General features: G+C 65.8%; 13 protein-coding genes. 4 read left to right on the plus strand and 9 right to left on the minus strand.

Translation table 11 applies throughout. The features are described from left to right. Nucleotides 1-35: 35 nt before the first annotated feature. Entirely contained in the window at nt 36-266 is a 231-nt protein-coding gene (locus AC1DEL_RS17875; RefSeq protein WP_092299600.1) for a hypothetical protein, read from the plus strand. Here the strand turns inward: AC1DEL_RS17875 and AC1DEL_RS17880 are convergent. After that, complete coding sequence (locus AC1DEL_RS17880) at nt 218-8,839, minus strand: glycoside hydrolase family 94 protein (RefSeq protein WP_477126080.1); 8,622 nt, start codon at nt 8,837-8,839, stop codon at nt 218-220. The genes AC1DEL_RS17875 and AC1DEL_RS17880 overlap by 49 nt on opposite strands. Before the next feature lie 127 nt (nt 8,840-8,966). On the opposite strand from AC1DEL_RS17880, the gene AC1DEL_RS17885 reads away from it, so the two are divergent. Further along, on the plus strand, nt 8,967-9,374 hold the full coding sequence (locus AC1DEL_RS17885) for a hypothetical protein (protein ID WP_441593488.1): 408 nt from the start codon (nt 8,967-8,969) through the stop codon (nt 9,372-9,374). 30 nt (nt 9,375-9,404) lie between these two features. Here AC1DEL_RS17885 and AC1DEL_RS17890 read toward each other — a convergent pair whose 3' ends face one another. Beyond that, a complete protein-coding gene (locus AC1DEL_RS17890) occupies nt 9,405-9,914 on the minus strand; it encodes a hypothetical protein (protein WP_092299591.1) in 510 nt (169 codons plus the stop codon). Between the two features lie 196 nt (nt 9,915-10,110). Here AC1DEL_RS17890 and AC1DEL_RS17895 point away from each other — a divergent pair, with 196 nt between their 5' ends. Then, nucleotides 10,111-10,971, plus strand: coding sequence for a transglutaminase-like domain-containing protein (locus AC1DEL_RS17895; RefSeq protein ID WP_092299588.1), 861 nt, complete (start codon nt 10,111-10,113; stop codon nt 10,969-10,971). A 7-nt stretch (nt 10,972-10,978) separates the two neighbouring features. Here AC1DEL_RS17895 and AC1DEL_RS17900 read toward each other — a convergent pair whose 3' ends face one another. The 5 genes from AC1DEL_RS17900 to AC1DEL_RS17920 all read right to left on the minus strand — a co-directional run bounded on the left by AC1DEL_RS17900 (nt 10,979) and on the right by AC1DEL_RS17920 (nt 12,938). After that, nucleotides 10,979-11,296: a hypothetical protein gene (locus AC1DEL_RS17900; RefSeq protein ID WP_092299586.1), complete on the minus strand. Its 318-nt coding sequence runs from the start codon at nt 11,294-11,296 to the stop codon at nt 10,979-10,981. A gap of 34 nt (nt 11,297-11,330) precedes the next feature. Further along, the gene (locus AC1DEL_RS17905) at nt 11,331-11,465 is read right to left on the minus strand and encodes a hypothetical protein (protein WP_255370945.1); all 135 of its coding nucleotides are present in this window, start codon (nt 11,463-11,465) and stop codon (nt 11,331-11,333) included. 96 nt (nt 11,466-11,561) lie between these two features. Then, nucleotides 11,562-11,939, minus strand: a complete 378-nt coding sequence (locus AC1DEL_RS17910) for a hypothetical protein (protein WP_477126081.1) — start codon at nt 11,937-11,939, stop codon at nt 11,562-11,564. A gap of 173 nt (nt 11,940-12,112) precedes the next feature. Continuing rightward, complete coding sequence (locus tag AC1DEL_RS17915) at nt 12,113-12,316, minus strand: cold-shock protein (RefSeq protein ID WP_092299580.1); 204 nt, start codon at nt 12,314-12,316, stop codon at nt 12,113-12,115. A gap of 265 nt (nt 12,317-12,581) precedes the next feature. Next, a complete protein-coding gene (locus AC1DEL_RS17920; protein WP_092299577.1) occupies nt 12,582-12,938 on the minus strand; it encodes a hypothetical protein in 357 nt (118 codons plus the stop codon). A 214-nt stretch (nt 12,939-13,152) separates the two neighbouring features. On the opposite strand from AC1DEL_RS17920, the gene AC1DEL_RS17925 reads away from it, so the two are divergent. Next, nucleotides 13,153-13,650 carry a hypothetical protein gene (locus AC1DEL_RS17925; RefSeq protein WP_092299574.1) on the plus strand — a complete coding sequence of 166 codons (498 nt, stop codon included), beginning with the start codon at nt 13,153-13,155 and terminating at the stop codon, nt 13,648-13,650. A 57-nt stretch (nt 13,651-13,707) separates the two neighbouring features. Here the strand turns inward: AC1DEL_RS17925 and pcaD are convergent, their stop codons facing one another. Next, nucleotides 13,708-14,487 carry a 3-oxoadipate enol-lactonase gene (gene pcaD, locus AC1DEL_RS17930; RefSeq protein ID WP_092299571.1) on the minus strand — a complete coding sequence of 260 codons (780 nt, stop codon included), beginning with the start codon at nt 14,485-14,487 and terminating at the stop codon, nt 13,708-13,710. Between the two features lie 15 nt (nt 14,488-14,502). Further along, entirely contained in the window at nt 14,503-14,787 is a 285-nt protein-coding gene (gene catC, locus AC1DEL_RS17935) for a muconolactone Delta-isomerase (RefSeq protein WP_092299568.1), read from the minus strand. Nucleotides 14,788-14,805 lie beyond the last annotated feature (18 nt).

Below are 14,805 nucleotides of genomic sequence, written 5' to 3' on the forward strand. Positions count from 1 at the left end.
GCGCCACTTGCCAAACCGCACGTCAACGGGAAAACATGTCAAAGACCAACAAGAAGCAGTACCTGAAAGCACTCAACCGACGCCTCAAAAAGGAAACGGCCGGCAAGATCGACGCCGAGTTTGTCTTCTACCCTCTCGGCGCCAAGCCGAAGGACGCGACCGGCGTGACGGCCAGCGCCCCAGCAGACGAGAGCACGCTCGCCATCATGGAAGCGGTTCAGGCCCGCGTATTTGCCAAGTTCGAGGACGGCGCCGTCCGAAGCTGAACGTCGCCGAGGCGAAGGACCAGACGGTGCTCCCCGTCCTCCAACTGCACGCGCACGGCGCCGTTGACACAGGGGATGGGCAAGTCATCCAGCATCGCGGCCGACACTGGATCGTTGGCGCCCCTTCGCTCCACGCGAATATCGTAGTGGCCGGCACCCAGTGCGATGGTGGCCTGGAAGCCCGGCCAGCTTGCGGGAATCCGTGGCGCGATTAGCAGCCAGGCGCCCTCCCGCCGGATGCCGAGGATGCCCTCGACGCCTGCCCGCACCATCCATCCCGCCGCCCCGGTGTACCACGTCCAGCCGCCACGGCCGACGTGGGGGGCGACCGAATAGACGTCGGCCGCCACCACATAAGGCTCCACCTTGTAGCGGTCCGTTGCCTGCGGCGTCAGCGCATGGTGAATCGGGTTGAGCATCGAGAACAGTTCGACGGCAGTGTCCGCGTCCCCCAGCTCCGCAAAGGCCAGGACGCTCCACATCGCGGCGTGACTGTACTGACCACCGTTCTCGCGGACACCGGGCGGGTAAGCCCGGAGATAGCCGGGGTCATCCACGCCCCCGTCAAATGGCGGCGAGAACAGCAGCGCTAGCCCTTCGTCGCGGCGGACAAGCCGCTGGTCGAGCGACGCCATGGCCATCGCGCTTCGGGCAGGGTCGCCCACGCCAGACAGCACCGACCAGGACTGGGCGATGGCATCGATCCGGCAGGCCTCGCTGTCCTTCGAGCCCAGCGGCGTGCCGTTATCGTAGGTGGCCCGGCGGTACCACGCGCCATCCCAGCCATGCTGTTCCAGCGCCTCGCGCAGTGCCAGCCCATGGGCCCGCCATCTGGCGGCACGGTCGGCATCGTGCGCGTCAGCCAGCAGGGCGAACAGCGCGATAGTGCGGGCGAGCAACCATCCCAGCCAGACGCTCTCGCCCTTGCCGCCAGCGCCTACCAGATTCATCCCGTCGTTCCAGTCACCTCCACCAATCAGCGGCAGGCCGTGCTCGCCTGTCAGGCCGATGCAGCGGTCAATGCCGCGCGCACAGTGCTCGAACAGCGACGCGCTGGCCTCAGCCACCATGGGCTGGAAGAACAGGTCGTGGTCGCCGGCAGCCAGTGCCGGCCCGTCAAGGAAGGGGATGCGCTCGTCCAGCACCGCGGCATCATCCGCCCCCATCACATAGGTCGCCGTGGCGAAGGCCAGCCAGACGCAGTCGTCCGAAATCCGCGTGCGCACGCCCTGCCCTGAATGCGGTAGCCACCAGTGCTGGACGTCGCCTGGCTCGAACTGCCGCGCGGCGGCGCGCAGCAGATGGCGCCGCGTCTCGGCGGGGCGGGCGAAGGTGAGCGCCATGGTGTCCTGCAACTGGTCGCGAAACCCGTAGGCACCGCTGGCCTGATAAAACGCCGAACGGGCCCGGACGCGACAGGCGAGCGTCTGGTAGAGCAACCATCCATTGAGCATGATGTCCATCGCGCGATCCGGCGTCTTGACCTGCACCGCGCCGAGCAGATCCGTCCATTGCGCCGTCACGGCCGCGAGCGTGCTGTCGAGATTCTCGGCGCGATAGCGGGCGATCAAGGCGCGGGCCTCATCGGCGCCGGCGCATTGCCCGAGCAGCACGGCCACCTCGGTGGATTCGCCCGGCGCGAGCGAGACATGACACTGGAGGGCCGCACAAGGATCCATCCCCGCGCCGGCCGCGCCGGAAAGCGATGCCGAGCCGGCGGGGGCGACCAGCGCCGCCGGGCGGCCGAGCGTGCCGCGATAGCCAATAAACTCGCTTCGGTCGGCTGTCCAGCTCGTCGTGGTCCCGACCAGACAGGCGAACGCGACCCGGCCGGGAAACGCGAGATTCCAGGGGTTCCGCGCCAGCATCGCGCCGCTTTCCGCATCGAACTCGGTCACGATGTAAGGGCCCGAGGCGCCGCGCGACAGGCCGAGGACCCAATCGACATAGGCCGTCACGGACAGCTGCCGATGCTCCCCGGAGAGATTGCGCAGCGTCATCCGCGAGATCTTCACCGGGTCATCGACCGGCACATACTGCAGCAGCTCCAGCCCGATGCCGTGCGCCACGTGTGAAAATCGACTGTATCCAAAGCCATGACAGGCGATGTACTTGCCGCCATCACGCACCGGCTGCGCGGTGGCTGTCCAGACCTCGCCCGACGCCAGGTCGCGCACGTAGATGGCCTCCCCTGCCGGGTCCGAGACGGCGTCGTTGGACCATGGCGTCAACTGGTTCTCCCGGCTGTTGACGGACCACGTATAGCCGCTGCCCTCGGTCGACACCTGGAAGCCAAAGCCGTCATTGGCAATGACATTGATCCATGGCGCCGGCGTGGTGGAGCCGTCCTCCAGGATCACGACGTACTCCCGGCCATCCCGGGCGAAGCCACCCAAACCGTTGAAGAACTCGAGCGAGGCCCGATCGTACGAGGTACTTGCAACGGCAGGCGGCCACCGGGACGGCGGCGGCGTAAGCGGCAACGTTGGCGGCGGTGCCCACGCCGGATCGGGAATCCGTGCAAGCTGGTCGGCAATCGCGCCCCGGCGTGCAATCAGCGCCACGCGTGCGACGGACTGCAGCAACGCACGCGCCTCGCCGGTCATCAGGTCGGCGCGCAGCGCGTAGACCGCCCCCTGGGCGAACTCCTCGCCCAGACGCGGCCGCGACTGGCTGCTGCGTACCGCTGTGTCGATGGCGACCTGCAGGTCCTGCACATACGACGAGGCATGCTCGTTCACGATAACGAGATCGACGCCGAGCCGCTTCATGCGCCAGTACTCATGCGCACGCAGCAACTGGCGAACCTGCGCGATATCGTCGATCTCGTCGATACGCAACAGAACGATCGGCAGGTCGCCAGAGATGGCGTGCGGCCACAGCCCGGACTGGAGGCCAGCGCCGCGCGCGATCGCCCCGGATGGCGCCCTGAGGCGGCGGTCCGCGTACAGGATGGCTGCCGCCAGCCGCTGGAAGTCCGCAGCCTCGTTCGACTTGATATCCAGATGACGCAGCTGGACCTGCGCCTGCGTCCATGCGAGGGTCCGGGCGCGGTCGAAGGCGCTGCGATCGTGGTGCTTGTCGATCAGATCGAGCAGCTCGGCGCGCGACGCCGCCACGACGGTCCAGAACGCCACGCGCGCCACCCCACCGGGGGCGATGCGCACCTGCTGCCGCAGCGAAAAGATGGGATCCAGCACCGTGCCTGTCGTATTCGAGAGCGGCCCGCCGTCCTGCACTGCGCGCGCCGTCATGATGGTCCGACCCCGCCCCAGGAAGCGCGCCCGGTCGGACTCATACTCCGGGTCGGCACAGACGTCCCCCTCCACCACCGCGAAATGCGCGGCCCAGATCTGCGGATCGGTTTGCGAGCGGGGCCGGCGGGTCGCGATCAGTGCGCCGAACTCGGCCAGATACTCGGTCTGGATGAACAGCCGGGAGAACGCCGGATGCGCGACGTCCGCCGCCTGCGCCGAGAGCGCCAGCCCGGCGTAGGAGGTCAACGTGATCTCGCGGGTTCGGCGACCACTGTTGGACAGCGACGCACGCCGCACCTCGCCGTCGTCCTCGCCCGATACCAGCACGTCGAGCGTGGTGGTCAGCGCGCCATCGCGCCGATGGAACGCCGCGCGATCCTCGACGAACAGCACCTCGTTGTCCTCGCCAACATCGTCGCTGCCGGGGATCCACGCGCCGGCGCACCAGACCCGTCCGTCCTCGTTGTCGCGCAGGAAGATGAACGACCCATCTTCATCGCAGGTGGCGTCCTCCCGCCACCGGGTGACCGACAGGTCGCGCCAATGGCTGTAGCCGGCCCCCGCTGCCGTCAGCATGACGGTGTAGCGCCCGTTCGAGAGCAGATGGGTGACAGGTGGCCCGACGACCGCGCCAGGCATCCGCCTGGCCGTCGAATCCTGGACCGTGGGGGCAATCGCCGAAGCCTTGACGTCCTCGGCACGCGGCGGCGCGATCGCCACATTGCGCGGAATGCGCTCCTGCAGTAACAATTCGGTCGCCTGGACCATCGGCTCCTGATGGAAGCGCTCGCGCATGACGCCGTGCAGCAGCGTGTTGGCGAGCGCGACAATGCTCATGCCCTGGTGGTGGGCCATGAAGGCCCGCACGATGGCGTGGTCCTGGTTCTCCGGCAAGCGCGAGCGCGTGAAGTCGATGGCTTCGTAGAAGCCGTACCGAGCCAGCGCGCCGATGCGCATGAGATCCCTGAAGTTGCGCAGCGCTTCAGGCGGGTCAACCATGGCGGCGAGCGCGGCGGCGTACGGCGCAATCACCACGTTCTCGGCAAGACCCCGCTTCAGGCCGAGGCCTGGCACGCCGAAGTTCGAATACTGGTACGTGAACTCGAGATCGCGCGCGTTGTACGCGGACTCCGAGATGCCCCAGGGAATGCTCAGCGAGCGACCGTAGGTGCGCTGGCGCTCGACCACCAGCCAGCTGGTCTGTTCGAGCAGGCTGCCCTTCGGCGCACGCATCACCAGTGACGGCATCAGGTATTCGAACATGGAGCCGGACCACGAGATCAGCGCCGAACCGTTGCCGAGCGGTGTGGCGGCACGGCCCAGGCGGAACCAGTGCCGCGTGGGCACATCCCCTTTTGCGATGGCGAACAGGCTGGCCAGTCGCGCCTCCGAGGCGAGCAGGTCGTAGCAGCTGGTGTCGAGCCGGTTATCGTCCATCGCAAAGCCGATCGACAACAGCTTGCGTTCCCCATTGAACAGGAAGGAGAAGTCCATGGACATCGCCATCTCGCGCGCCTCGCTGGCGAGCGCGAGAAGCCGGACAGCCACGTCTGGCGACGCGGCGGCAAGCGCCGCGCCATCGCGCTCATGTTCTACCGCCCGTCTGGACAGGGCGCCGAGCCAGAACGAGAGGTCACCCAGCGCGTCATTGCCGGCGGCCGGGCGCATGTCCGCGCAGAGCCGCGTGGCGTGGTCGGCCAGCCGCCGCAGCGTGGGCATCAACGTGGCCGTCCGCTGCGCGCCGTGCAGATGATCGTCGATTTCGTTCAGCAACGCCTCGACCTCGCGGCCCTGCTCGCTGCCTGCCTGCAGCAAACTCCCCAGTGCCTCATGGGCCAGCGTGACGCTGTCCTGCATGCCCTCGCGTGTCTCCGGCGCCTCCGTCGCGGCGGCAGGCGTGCGCGCCCAGCCTTCGCAGGCGTTGGCCAGCACGATGAGATGGCCGGCTAGATTGCCGCTGTCGACGGACGACACATAGGCGGGCGTGAGCGCACGGAGGTCCTGGGTGCCATACCAGTTGAAGAAGTGTCCGCGATAGCGCGACAGCCGTCGCAGCGCGTCAAACGTGGCCTCGAGCCGCGCCACCGTTTCGGTCGTCCCCGCCCAGCCAAAGTCGTGCGCGGCCACGGCGGACAGCAGGTACAGGCCGATATTGGTCGGGGAAGTCCGGTTCGCCACGACCTGCCGGGGGCTCTCCTGCACGTTGTCCGGGGGCAGCATGTTGTCCGCCGGCGTGACGAAGACCTCGAAGTAGCGCCACGTGCGACGCGCGATCCGGCGCAGTTCTCCCGCTTCCTCCTCGGACAGCGTAAGCCGGGGCGCAGCGCGCGTCGCACGGCTGGCCCACAGCGCGAGCGCCGGCGCGGCGAGCCACAGCAAGACAAACGGCGTCACCAGCGGCCAGCCGGATGGCGCGACACCGATCGTGATGGCAGCCACCACCACGGTCAGCAGGATCCCGCCCAGCATGCGACGGTAGAACCCCGCGAGATCGAGCCGGGGATTGCGCTTCGACTGCGCGGCAGTCGTCCATTCGAGCAAGTGGCGCCGCGTGCGGAGCAGCCGCGTCAGTGTCCGGACGATGGCGTCGCCGGTGCTCCAAGCCTGGTCCGGCAGGAACGCCACGGTGAACAGGATCTGCATGGCGGCGGTGCGCAGATCGGCCAGCCGCATCGCCGCGTGGCTGCGCCATCGCACCGCCGTGTGATGGGGGCGCAGCGAAAGCAGGCCCGGCAGCAGGATCGGGATGCTGATGGCGGCCAGCACCAGCAGCGTGGCATGCAGGTTGAGCGGCGCGGGCGCGAGCCAGCTCGTCGCGAGCGCCGCCAGTTGGCAGAGCGGCAGGACCGAGCGGCGCAGGTTGTCGAACATCTTCATGCGGCCTACGGCGGGCACCGCATCGCGCCCGGCATGGTGTCCGAAGATCCAGCCGAGGAGCTGCCAGTCGCCGCGCGTCCAGCGGTGCTGCCGCTTGGCGGCCACGTCATGGCGCGCGGGAAATTCCTCGACCACCTCGATATCCGACGCCAGGCCCGTACGCGCGAACATGCCTTCGAGCAGGTCGTGGCTGAGCACGGTGTTATCGGCGATCCGGCCGGACAGTGCCGCCTCGAAGGCGTCGACGTCGTAGATGCCTTTGCCAACGTACGACCCTTCGTTGAACAAGTCCTGATAGACATCGGATGCTGCGGTGGCATAGGAATCGATGCCGCCCGGCGCGGAGAAGATGCGCTGGAACAACGATCCCTCCCGCCCAACCGGCAGCGACGGGGTCACCCGAGGCTGGAGGACCGCATAGCCGCCGATGACCCGCTGCAGCGCAGGGTCGAAGCGGGGCCGGTTTAACGGATGCGCGATCTTGCCGATCAGCCGCAACGCGGCGTCTCGCGGCAGGCGCGTGTCCGCATCCAGCGTAATGACATAGCGGACGTCAGCCGGTACGCGCGGCGGCGCGCCGTCCACCGGCACATAGCTGGTGTCGGTGGCGCCCCGCAACAGGCGGTTCAGCTCGTGCAGCTTGCCGCGCTTGCGCTCCCACCCCATCCAGACGCCCTCGCCCGCATTGAAGATGCGGCGCCGATGGAGCAGGAGAAAGCGGTCTCCCGCTGGCCCTGGGCCATGGCGCTCGTTGAGTAGCGCGATGGCGTCGGCGGCGACTGCGAGCAGATGCGCGTCGCCGGGCATGACCTCCTGATCGGCGTCTACGCCATCGGTCAGCAAGGCGAAACTCAAGTCGCCGCCGGCCCCGGAAAGATGGTGCACCTCCAGCCCCTCGATCTGGGCGCGCAGCTCGGGCTCGCCGGACAACAGCGTCGGCACGGCGATCAGGGTCCGCAGGGAGCGCGGCACGCCGGCAGAAAGCGCCAGACCGGGCAGGATGACGGCCCCGAAGTGCCACGCAATCGCCCGGTTGATCAGCGCGAAGGCGACTTCGCTGGCGGGGATCAGCCAGATCAGCACAACGAGCGCGAGCAGCATGGGCCATCCGCCCGTTGCGGCCAGCGCCGGAACTCCCAGAAGCCACAACGAGATAGCGAGCAGCAGGACGGTGACCAGCAACGTCGCCCCGAGGTAGCCGCCGATGCCGAGCCGGAGATGAAAGCGGCTGAGCTGCTGCGCGACGGTGGGTCGGTATCCGATCGACGCCTCGAAGGTAGCGAGTCCGTCACCGATCAGGTGGTAGCCGGCGTCCGTCGCGCATTCGACGCGGCCGGCATCGTGCCCGATTCCAGTCGCGGCACGGGCGGCCCCTACCGCGCGGTCGGCGATCTCCAGCTCGGATAGCGTCGCGCCCCGCGCCAGGCGCTCGATGGCGCTGCGGTAAAGGTTGCGCGTCGGGAAGTCCATGAGCGCGAACGTGCTGTTCGCGCACAACACCCGGTTGACGAGGCTGACGTCCTCGAACAGCTCGGTCCAGTCGAGGTCCGAGATCAACCGCAAGCTGGTAATGACGTTGCGGACCGTGACATTGGACGCCCCTTGCCGCTGTTGGGCATGCAGTACCACGTCATCGACGGAAACGCCCTGCCGCCCGAGCCGCGCCTCCAGCCAGCCAAGGATCGGCGTGGTCACGGGGTCCTGGTCACGCAGCCGCTTGGCCAGCTGCGCGGCAAACAGCTCCGACAAGGGCAGGACGGAACGCGCCGCAATATCGGCTTCCAGCGCCGATCGGCCGCATCCCTCGACCAGTACACGGCGCGCCAGGCCATCGGCGTCGGCGCGGGCGGCGCGCCCCGCTGTCATCTGGTCAGCGAGCCGGCGCAGGTTCTCGATCAGGACAATGCGCAGCGTAATGGCGACGGCCCACAGTTCCCCGATGGTCAGCGGTGTCACGCGCTGATAGGCGGCGATAAAGCGCCGCAGCGCGATGGCATCGATATGGCTGTCGGTGTGCGCGACAAACGCCCAGGCGATGCCAAAGACGCGCGGGTAGCCGGCGAACGGTCCGCTGCTCAGCTTGGGCAGCTGGCGATAGTAGCCGGGCGGCAAGGCATCGCGAATCTCCCGGACCTGCGCTTCGACGAGGTGGTAGTTGTCGAGCAACCACTCTGCGGCGGGCACCACGCTGCGCCCCTTCTCCAATTCGGACGCACCGGCCCGGTAGGCGCGCAGTAAGACCGCCGCATTGTCCTTGAGGCGGCTCTGCAGCGTGGGGACCCTGGGCGGGCTGGCGGTCACGGTCTGCGCGGCCGCCAGGCTCTGCGCATGCTGCTCCAGCCGTTCGATGCCAAACAGTTCTCCCCGGACCGGCGCCTTGTCATGCCATGGCGACGGCGTAGGCAGAAACGAAAAAGCGTGGCGAATGGCCTCTAGCATCTATTTCCTTCGTTGAGGATGGCACCCCACGAACCTGCGACCTGGATCACCGATACGTACGGACGTTGCGCGCGCGTTCTACAGTAGAGGCATGGTCTTTTGTCCCACAGCAGGGCGAGGAGGCGCGATGTCCCCGTATGAAGCGTTACGCGATCGATTCTTCGAGGCATCGACGCGCGAAAAGGATCACAGGGCCTTGCTGGAATCGGTCGCCAGATCCACGAGTGAGAAGCTGGCTGCATATTTGCAGGCGCCGCCCGCGCTGATATCGGTCAAGCCGACCGGAGAGCCCGGTCCGAAAAGCTACGGCTTTCGTTACGTCGTCACGTTCGACGCAGGGGATGCCGTGGTGCACAGCGCCGAGGTGCCCGTCGTGATGACACTCACGCGTCACGGCTTGCACGCGAAGGTTGCCGATGGCCATGACCAACACGTGGGCGACCCCGCGCACCCCGATTGGCATGAAGTGTTCTACGACGTACTCACCATGCTGGAGAAGGACTGTCAGGCCACGGAAAGGCAATCCCAGATCTGAATGGTCGACGGGGCCGTCGTTATCGCATGGTCAACGGGGCCAGCCGCGGTAAGCTGTCCCGGCGAGGCAAACGCCGCCCAACTCCTTGACGATGCTGCGCATCGGCGCGCAGGAACCGCCGTGGCAACTTGCCACCATCACGAGCTGCCCCGGCGCCATGGGGAGTCGGCGTTCCGTCAAGCCGACGCGCAAGAACTTGCCACCGAGTCTTGCCCCGAGCAGCCAGCCCAGCATGCCGCCGAGCATGGCAACCCCCAGTGCGGCGATCGTGCTTTCGGCCGGACCAAACGATGTGCCGTACGCAACGGTGATGGCGACGCCGGCAATGGCGCCGGCGACAAATCCGCCCATTGCGGTTTCATCGCGGTAGGTAATCTGGCCCGTGTCGGTGCCGGGCAGGCTCTCGACGGGCTGCCGGTCTCGACGTACAAACCACGGACCATCCGGCTCCTGAGGGCCAGCCACGAGCGCGTGCAGCCGGGTCTGTGCCAGCTTGGCGGTGGCCACATCATTGAGGATGAAATATAGGAGCGTGCGCATGACTCGCCTCCGACTGTTGTTCCGCATATCTGTTGGGCCATCGGCGGCCGGAGAGCGGAACCCTGCTAAGGCGCGTCATGGCTCTAGTTTAGAGGTCCAGGCACGACAAATGCGAGCGTCCTTACAATACAGGCGCAGCGTCGTAGCAGTACACTTTGAATGCCGTCTCCCTCCCCACATCGGCGCAAGGTCAACGATGAATCGCATCCGGTACCTGGTGAACCTGTCCTATGAGATCCTGGATCCCACAGCGGACTTTCTGTTGCGTATCGAAGCCGCAAGGACGGGACGCCAGTCCATCGTTTCCGAGCACCTCGCCATCACGCCGGAGGTGCCCGCCACGCGCTACACAGATCCAGTCCTGTGCAACCGCATGCTGCGGATTCGGGCGAACAAGGGCCATCTGGCCATCCGCTATGAGTGTGTGGTGGACATCGATCATCGACTCGACGATGGCGAATCGATACGGCAGGTCCCGGTCGCCGAACTGCCCTTTGAGGTGCTGCCCTTCCTGACGCCGAGCCGCTATTGCGAATCAGACCGCCTGATGGAGTTCGCGATGCGTGAGTTTGGCGGCATGCGCCCCGGCTACCCGCGCGTGTACGCGATCCGGGAATGGGCGCGCAACCATATCCGATTTCTCTCGCACTCCACCAATGAACGGACGTCGGCGACCGATACGATCGTGGAGCGAACCGGCGTGTGCCGGGATTTCGCCCACCTGATGATCGCCATTTGCCGCGCGCTGAGTATGCCGGCCCGCATTTCCAGCAGCCTGGACTATGGTGCGGACCCGGCAATGGGCCCGCCGGATTTCCACGCGGTAGTTGAGGTGTACCTGTCGGGCGGCTGGTATCTGCTCGATCCCTCAGGGGTATCGATTCCGACCGGCCTGCTGCGTATTGGCACCGGCCGGGATGCCGCCGATGTTCCTTTTGCGGCGATATTCGGGAAGGTGCAGTCGGAGCGGCCCTATATCGAAATCGAGGCACTGACCGATCCGGCTGCCGGCATTGGCATGCCGCTCGCCACGCCCCGCGCCATCTCGACCTGGTAACCAGCCTTCAGCGCTGGCCGCCTTTCATGCCCTCGGATTCCATGGCGGCGTTCCATTCCTCGTACGCCTCGATCGGTTCCATGGCGTCGTCGACGAACGCTGCCGCGCGTTCCGCCGCGGCGACACGCTCCAGTTGCGTATCGCCGGCGTCGCTATCTTCCGCCGTGGGCGGCAGCAGCATGTCTTCCAGCATTCCCCGCAACTCCACGGTGTCCCATGGCCGGCCGAGCCGGGCCTTCCTGTTCAGGTAGTGACGAACTTCCGATTCCTGCTCGGCGGTCAGTGGCAGCCCCTGGAATGTCGAGCTAAAGTCCTGATGGATCATGATGCGCCTCCCTCATCGGTCGGCTTCCGCCGATTTACTTCCGCTTGCCGACGCCGTCGTTGCCGATCCGAGAATGCACCGTTCCGATCGGGCTTGCCGGCACGGCCGGCTTCTTGGGCTGTTTGGGTTTTTTTGCTTCGCGATTGCCGCGTAGTTGGCTCTTGGCCATGAGATGCTCCCGGTGCATTGATTGCCGATTGGCAGTACCAGCATACGCTCTTACTGTGCGCTTCAGGGATATATCGGGGAAAGCCGCCCGACGGACTTAAACCGGCGAATATCGCCGTGCAGGACGCCTTGCGATATTGCCGGCGCCGACGGGCTTCAGTTCGCCCTCCCATGGCAACACGTCGAGATCGAGCACATGGTCGCCGTCGGCCGCCTTGTTGTAGAGCTGGTCGCGCAGGACCTGGCCAATGGCGATGCGGCATAGCTGTTCGCAGGTCTCACCCGTGGCGGGCTGGAGGTCGCTGTCGGGGCTGCGCACCGAAAAGGAGCGTCTTCCGGTGCCAACGAAGCTTGTAAATTGCACGCCCGCCGGGTGGTTGCCATCCCGGAAACTGACCGCCACATGGTAGGCCAGGCGCTCGACATCGACGTTTAATGTGCAGAGGAAGCTGAATGGCAGAGTGGCACCTTGCATACTGGAATCGCCCCCTTGATTGAGAAGGTATCGGAATTTGCGACTACCTATCGACTCTACTCCTTCCCTCCCACTCGCGGCGGGTGTATTTCTCCGTAGGGAAAAACCCGCCACAAATAAAAAAAGCTCCGCATCTGCGGAGCTTTTCTACGACTGTTGCCAGTCGAGTCAGTTCAGGAGGGCTGAATCTTCGTCGCGGTCGGACCCTTGGGGCCATTGCCTTCGACGTAATTCACCTTCTGTCCTTCTTGCAGCGACTTGAAGCCATCGCCCTGGATCTCGGAGAAATGCGCGAAAAGATCATTTCCACCTGCTTCCGGCGTGATGAAACCAAAGCCCTTGGCGTCGTTAAACCACTTTACCGTACCTGTTGCCATGTCAATTCCTAAAAAATTCTCGCACGACGAAAATACCGGCGAGGCACGATACTCAAGGAAGAAACAAGGAAGGTGGCGATTCGCCAATGAACTCTGAGGTCTGCTTGATGATCCTGCAAGGACTCTTATACAGGTCATGCCCGGGCAGGTCAACCTAACTTACGAATGAATCGATGGCCGGAGACCGATGACGTCCATTTCGAGGCGTGCCAGGGGAAAAGCCAGCCATCGGCCACCCCTGACGCGCTTCGCTATCCCGGCAGGCCTAGGAACACTGGCTCAAGACGCTGGACGCCGCGGCGTCGTTGCCGCGGAAATACAGCGTTGAGCCTGTGCCGGTCGGAGCGGGCCTGACCATAGCGGCCGTTCCGGCGGGCGGGGTCTGGCCGGGGACAAAGACATCGAATGCCGTATCGTTGGCGTACACGTACTGGATCATGGCCGGCTGTCCGCCCGGTTGCGTCCATTTCGATCCGATGCACTGCGCGGCCGCCTTGGGCGCCATCTGGCTCTGGCCTACCTTGCTGGCATTGGCCGGCGGCGGCGGGGGAAGGGGCGCGGGCGGCGGTGGGCTGGCGCATCCGGCGGCTGCGAGCAACACAACGAGCAGGGAGTATTTCATGTTGTTGGCTCCATAGGACGTTCGCTTACTTCACCAAGATATTCAACCGTGGAAAACGCCGGTATTGGACCATGGACCACCCTGCCGCCCGCAAAGGCAGCGGGCGCCATTTCGTCGAGACACTGATCCCATTACAATGCGGCGTTTAGCCGCCACCATGGCAGCGGCTGCCGCGCGCCAGCGGCGAAGGCCGCATGCATTGAATACGAGATCCATGAATCACAGCGACACCGTCCCTTCGGAGGCCGAGTCCTCCCCCATCCATGAACCCAGGCTTTGGCGAGACAAGGGCTGGACCGCGCGGGTCATCAAGAACGAGGATGGTGACGGCTGGGCCGTCGAGATGATCCGGGATGGCAGTTCCGAGCCCGCGCTGGTCGGCCCCTGGACCATGGGCCGAAACAAGGTCGATCCGAAGCCGCTCGATGCGACAGCGCATCAGACCCTGGTGAAGACCGCTTCGGAAGTCATCCGTCGACACGAACAGCAGTTGCACGCGCAACTGAACAAGCAGGTGACCGTGGAAGTCGGCTCGGACGCGGTAACGATCCAGCTTGTCATCACGCCGGACGAGTACGAGCCATTCGGCACCCTCACGGCAGTCGGGCAGTTCGGGGACGTGCTCGCTACCGTCAAAGTGCGACCAGATTTCCGCTTGACGCGGGAAAGCGGCGCGCAGTGGGCCGCCGGGGGATTCGGCAAGATCCGGTGAAACCCTGCCGGGGTTACCCGCCGGGCGTCCGGCGGGGGTAGCAGCCCACCTCAGGCGTCAGCGATCCAGGAACGCCAGCACAGCCTGATTGAACCCCTCCACCTGTTGCAGGTTCGAGAGATGCGCGGCGTACAGTTCCACGTACCTGGCGCCCGGAATGTTCTCCGCCAGATACCGACCATCGGCGGGCGGGGTCGGGATATCGCCGGTGCCGGCAATGACCAGCGTGGGCGTGGTGATGCGCTGCACGTCGTTGCGCAGATCCGAATCGCGCACGGCCAGGCAGTTCGCCGCGTAGCCGCGGGCGTCGGTGGCACCCAACATCGTCCGCAACGTCTGCACGAGATCCGCCTGCTGCGCCGCGAAGTCCGGCGTGAGCCATTTGTCGACTACGGCGGCGGCAATCGACGCCACACCGTCACGCTCCACGGCGGCGGCACGGTTGGTCCAGTTCTCGGGCGGCCCGATATAGGCCGCCGTATTGCACAGGATCAGCTTGTCAAGGCGGTCAGCGTGGTGGACGCCCAGCCACATGCCCGTGATGCCGCCCATCGACAGCCCGCAGAAATGCACGCGTTGCAGGCCCAGATGGTCGAGCAGCGCGATGACGTCGCCGCCCAGTTGCGCGATGCTGTACGGTCCCTCGGTAACGGACGACTGCCCGTGGCCGCGCGTGTCGTAGCGCAGCACCCGGAAACGCTGCGTCAGCGCAGCGATCTGCGGCTGCCACATATCGAGGCTGGTACCCAGGGAGTTCGACAGCACCAGCACGGGCAGGCTCTCATCGCCATCGAACCGGTAATGGAGCTTGACGCCCGCAAGGTCAGCAAAAGGCATGGCGGTCTCCGAGGCTCAGTTCTGGGCGATGGCAGAGGCGTGCTGCGCCAGCGCGGTCACCTTCATTTCCATGTACGGATACAGTGGCAGGCCAGTCAGCAGCGTGTGCAGTTCGTCGGCATCCTTGACGTCAAAGATGCTCACGTTCGCGTAGAGGCCAGCCACGCGCCACAGGTGGCGCCACTTGCCGTCGCGTTGCAGTTGCTGGGAGTACGCCTTCTCTTCCGCCTTGATCTTGTCGGCGACAACCGGGTCGAGCGTTTGGGGAATACGAACAGTCATTTCGACCATGAACAGCATGGTGGGCTCCTAGTGAAG

It is taken from the genome of Cupriavidus sp. 10L43_2 (assembly GCF_056395265.1).

What these genes read in the sequence shown, in the direction of transcription:
- AC1DEL_RS17875 (WP_092299600.1), top strand. Translation starts at nt 36, where the DNA reads ATGTCAAAGACCAACAAGAAGCAGTACCTGAAAGCACTCAACCGACGC.
- AC1DEL_RS17880 (WP_477126080.1), bottom strand. Translation starts at nt 8,839, where the DNA reads ATGCTAGAGGCCATTCGCCACGCTTTTTCGTTTCTGCCTACGCCGTCG.
- AC1DEL_RS17885 (WP_441593488.1), top strand. Translation starts at nt 8,967, where the DNA reads ATGTCCCCGTATGAAGCGTTACGCGATCGATTCTTCGAGGCATCGACG.
- AC1DEL_RS17890 (WP_092299591.1), bottom strand. Translation starts at nt 9,914, where the DNA reads ATGCGCACGCTCCTATATTTCATCCTCAATGATGTGGCCACCGCCAAG.
- AC1DEL_RS17895 (WP_092299588.1), top strand. Translation starts at nt 10,111, where the DNA reads ATGAATCGCATCCGGTACCTGGTGAACCTGTCCTATGAGATCCTGGAT.
- AC1DEL_RS17900 (WP_092299586.1), bottom strand. Translation starts at nt 11,296, where the DNA reads ATGATCCATCAGGACTTTAGCTCGACATTCCAGGGGCTGCCACTGACC.
- AC1DEL_RS17905 (WP_255370945.1), bottom strand. Translation starts at nt 11,465, where the DNA reads ATGGCCAAGAGCCAACTACGCGGCAATCGCGAAGCAAAAAAACCCAAA.
- AC1DEL_RS17910 (WP_477126081.1), bottom strand. Translation starts at nt 11,939, where the DNA reads ATGCAAGGTGCCACTCTGCCATTCAGCTTCCTCTGCACATTAAACGTC.
- AC1DEL_RS17915 (WP_092299580.1), bottom strand. Translation starts at nt 12,316, where the DNA reads ATGGCAACAGGTACGGTAAAGTGGTTTAACGACGCCAAGGGCTTTGGT.
- AC1DEL_RS17920 (WP_092299577.1), bottom strand. Translation starts at nt 12,938, where the DNA reads ATGAAATACTCCCTGCTCGTTGTGTTGCTCGCAGCCGCCGGATGCGCC.
- AC1DEL_RS17925 (WP_092299574.1), top strand. Translation starts at nt 13,153, where the DNA reads ATGAATCACAGCGACACCGTCCCTTCGGAGGCCGAGTCCTCCCCCATC.
- pcaD (WP_092299571.1), bottom strand. Translation starts at nt 14,487, where the DNA reads ATGCCTTTTGCTGACCTTGCGGGCGTCAAGCTCCATTACCGGTTCGAT.
- catC (WP_092299568.1), bottom strand. Translation starts at nt 14,787, where the DNA reads ATGCTGTTCATGGTCGAAATGACTGTTCGTATTCCCCAAACGCTCGAC.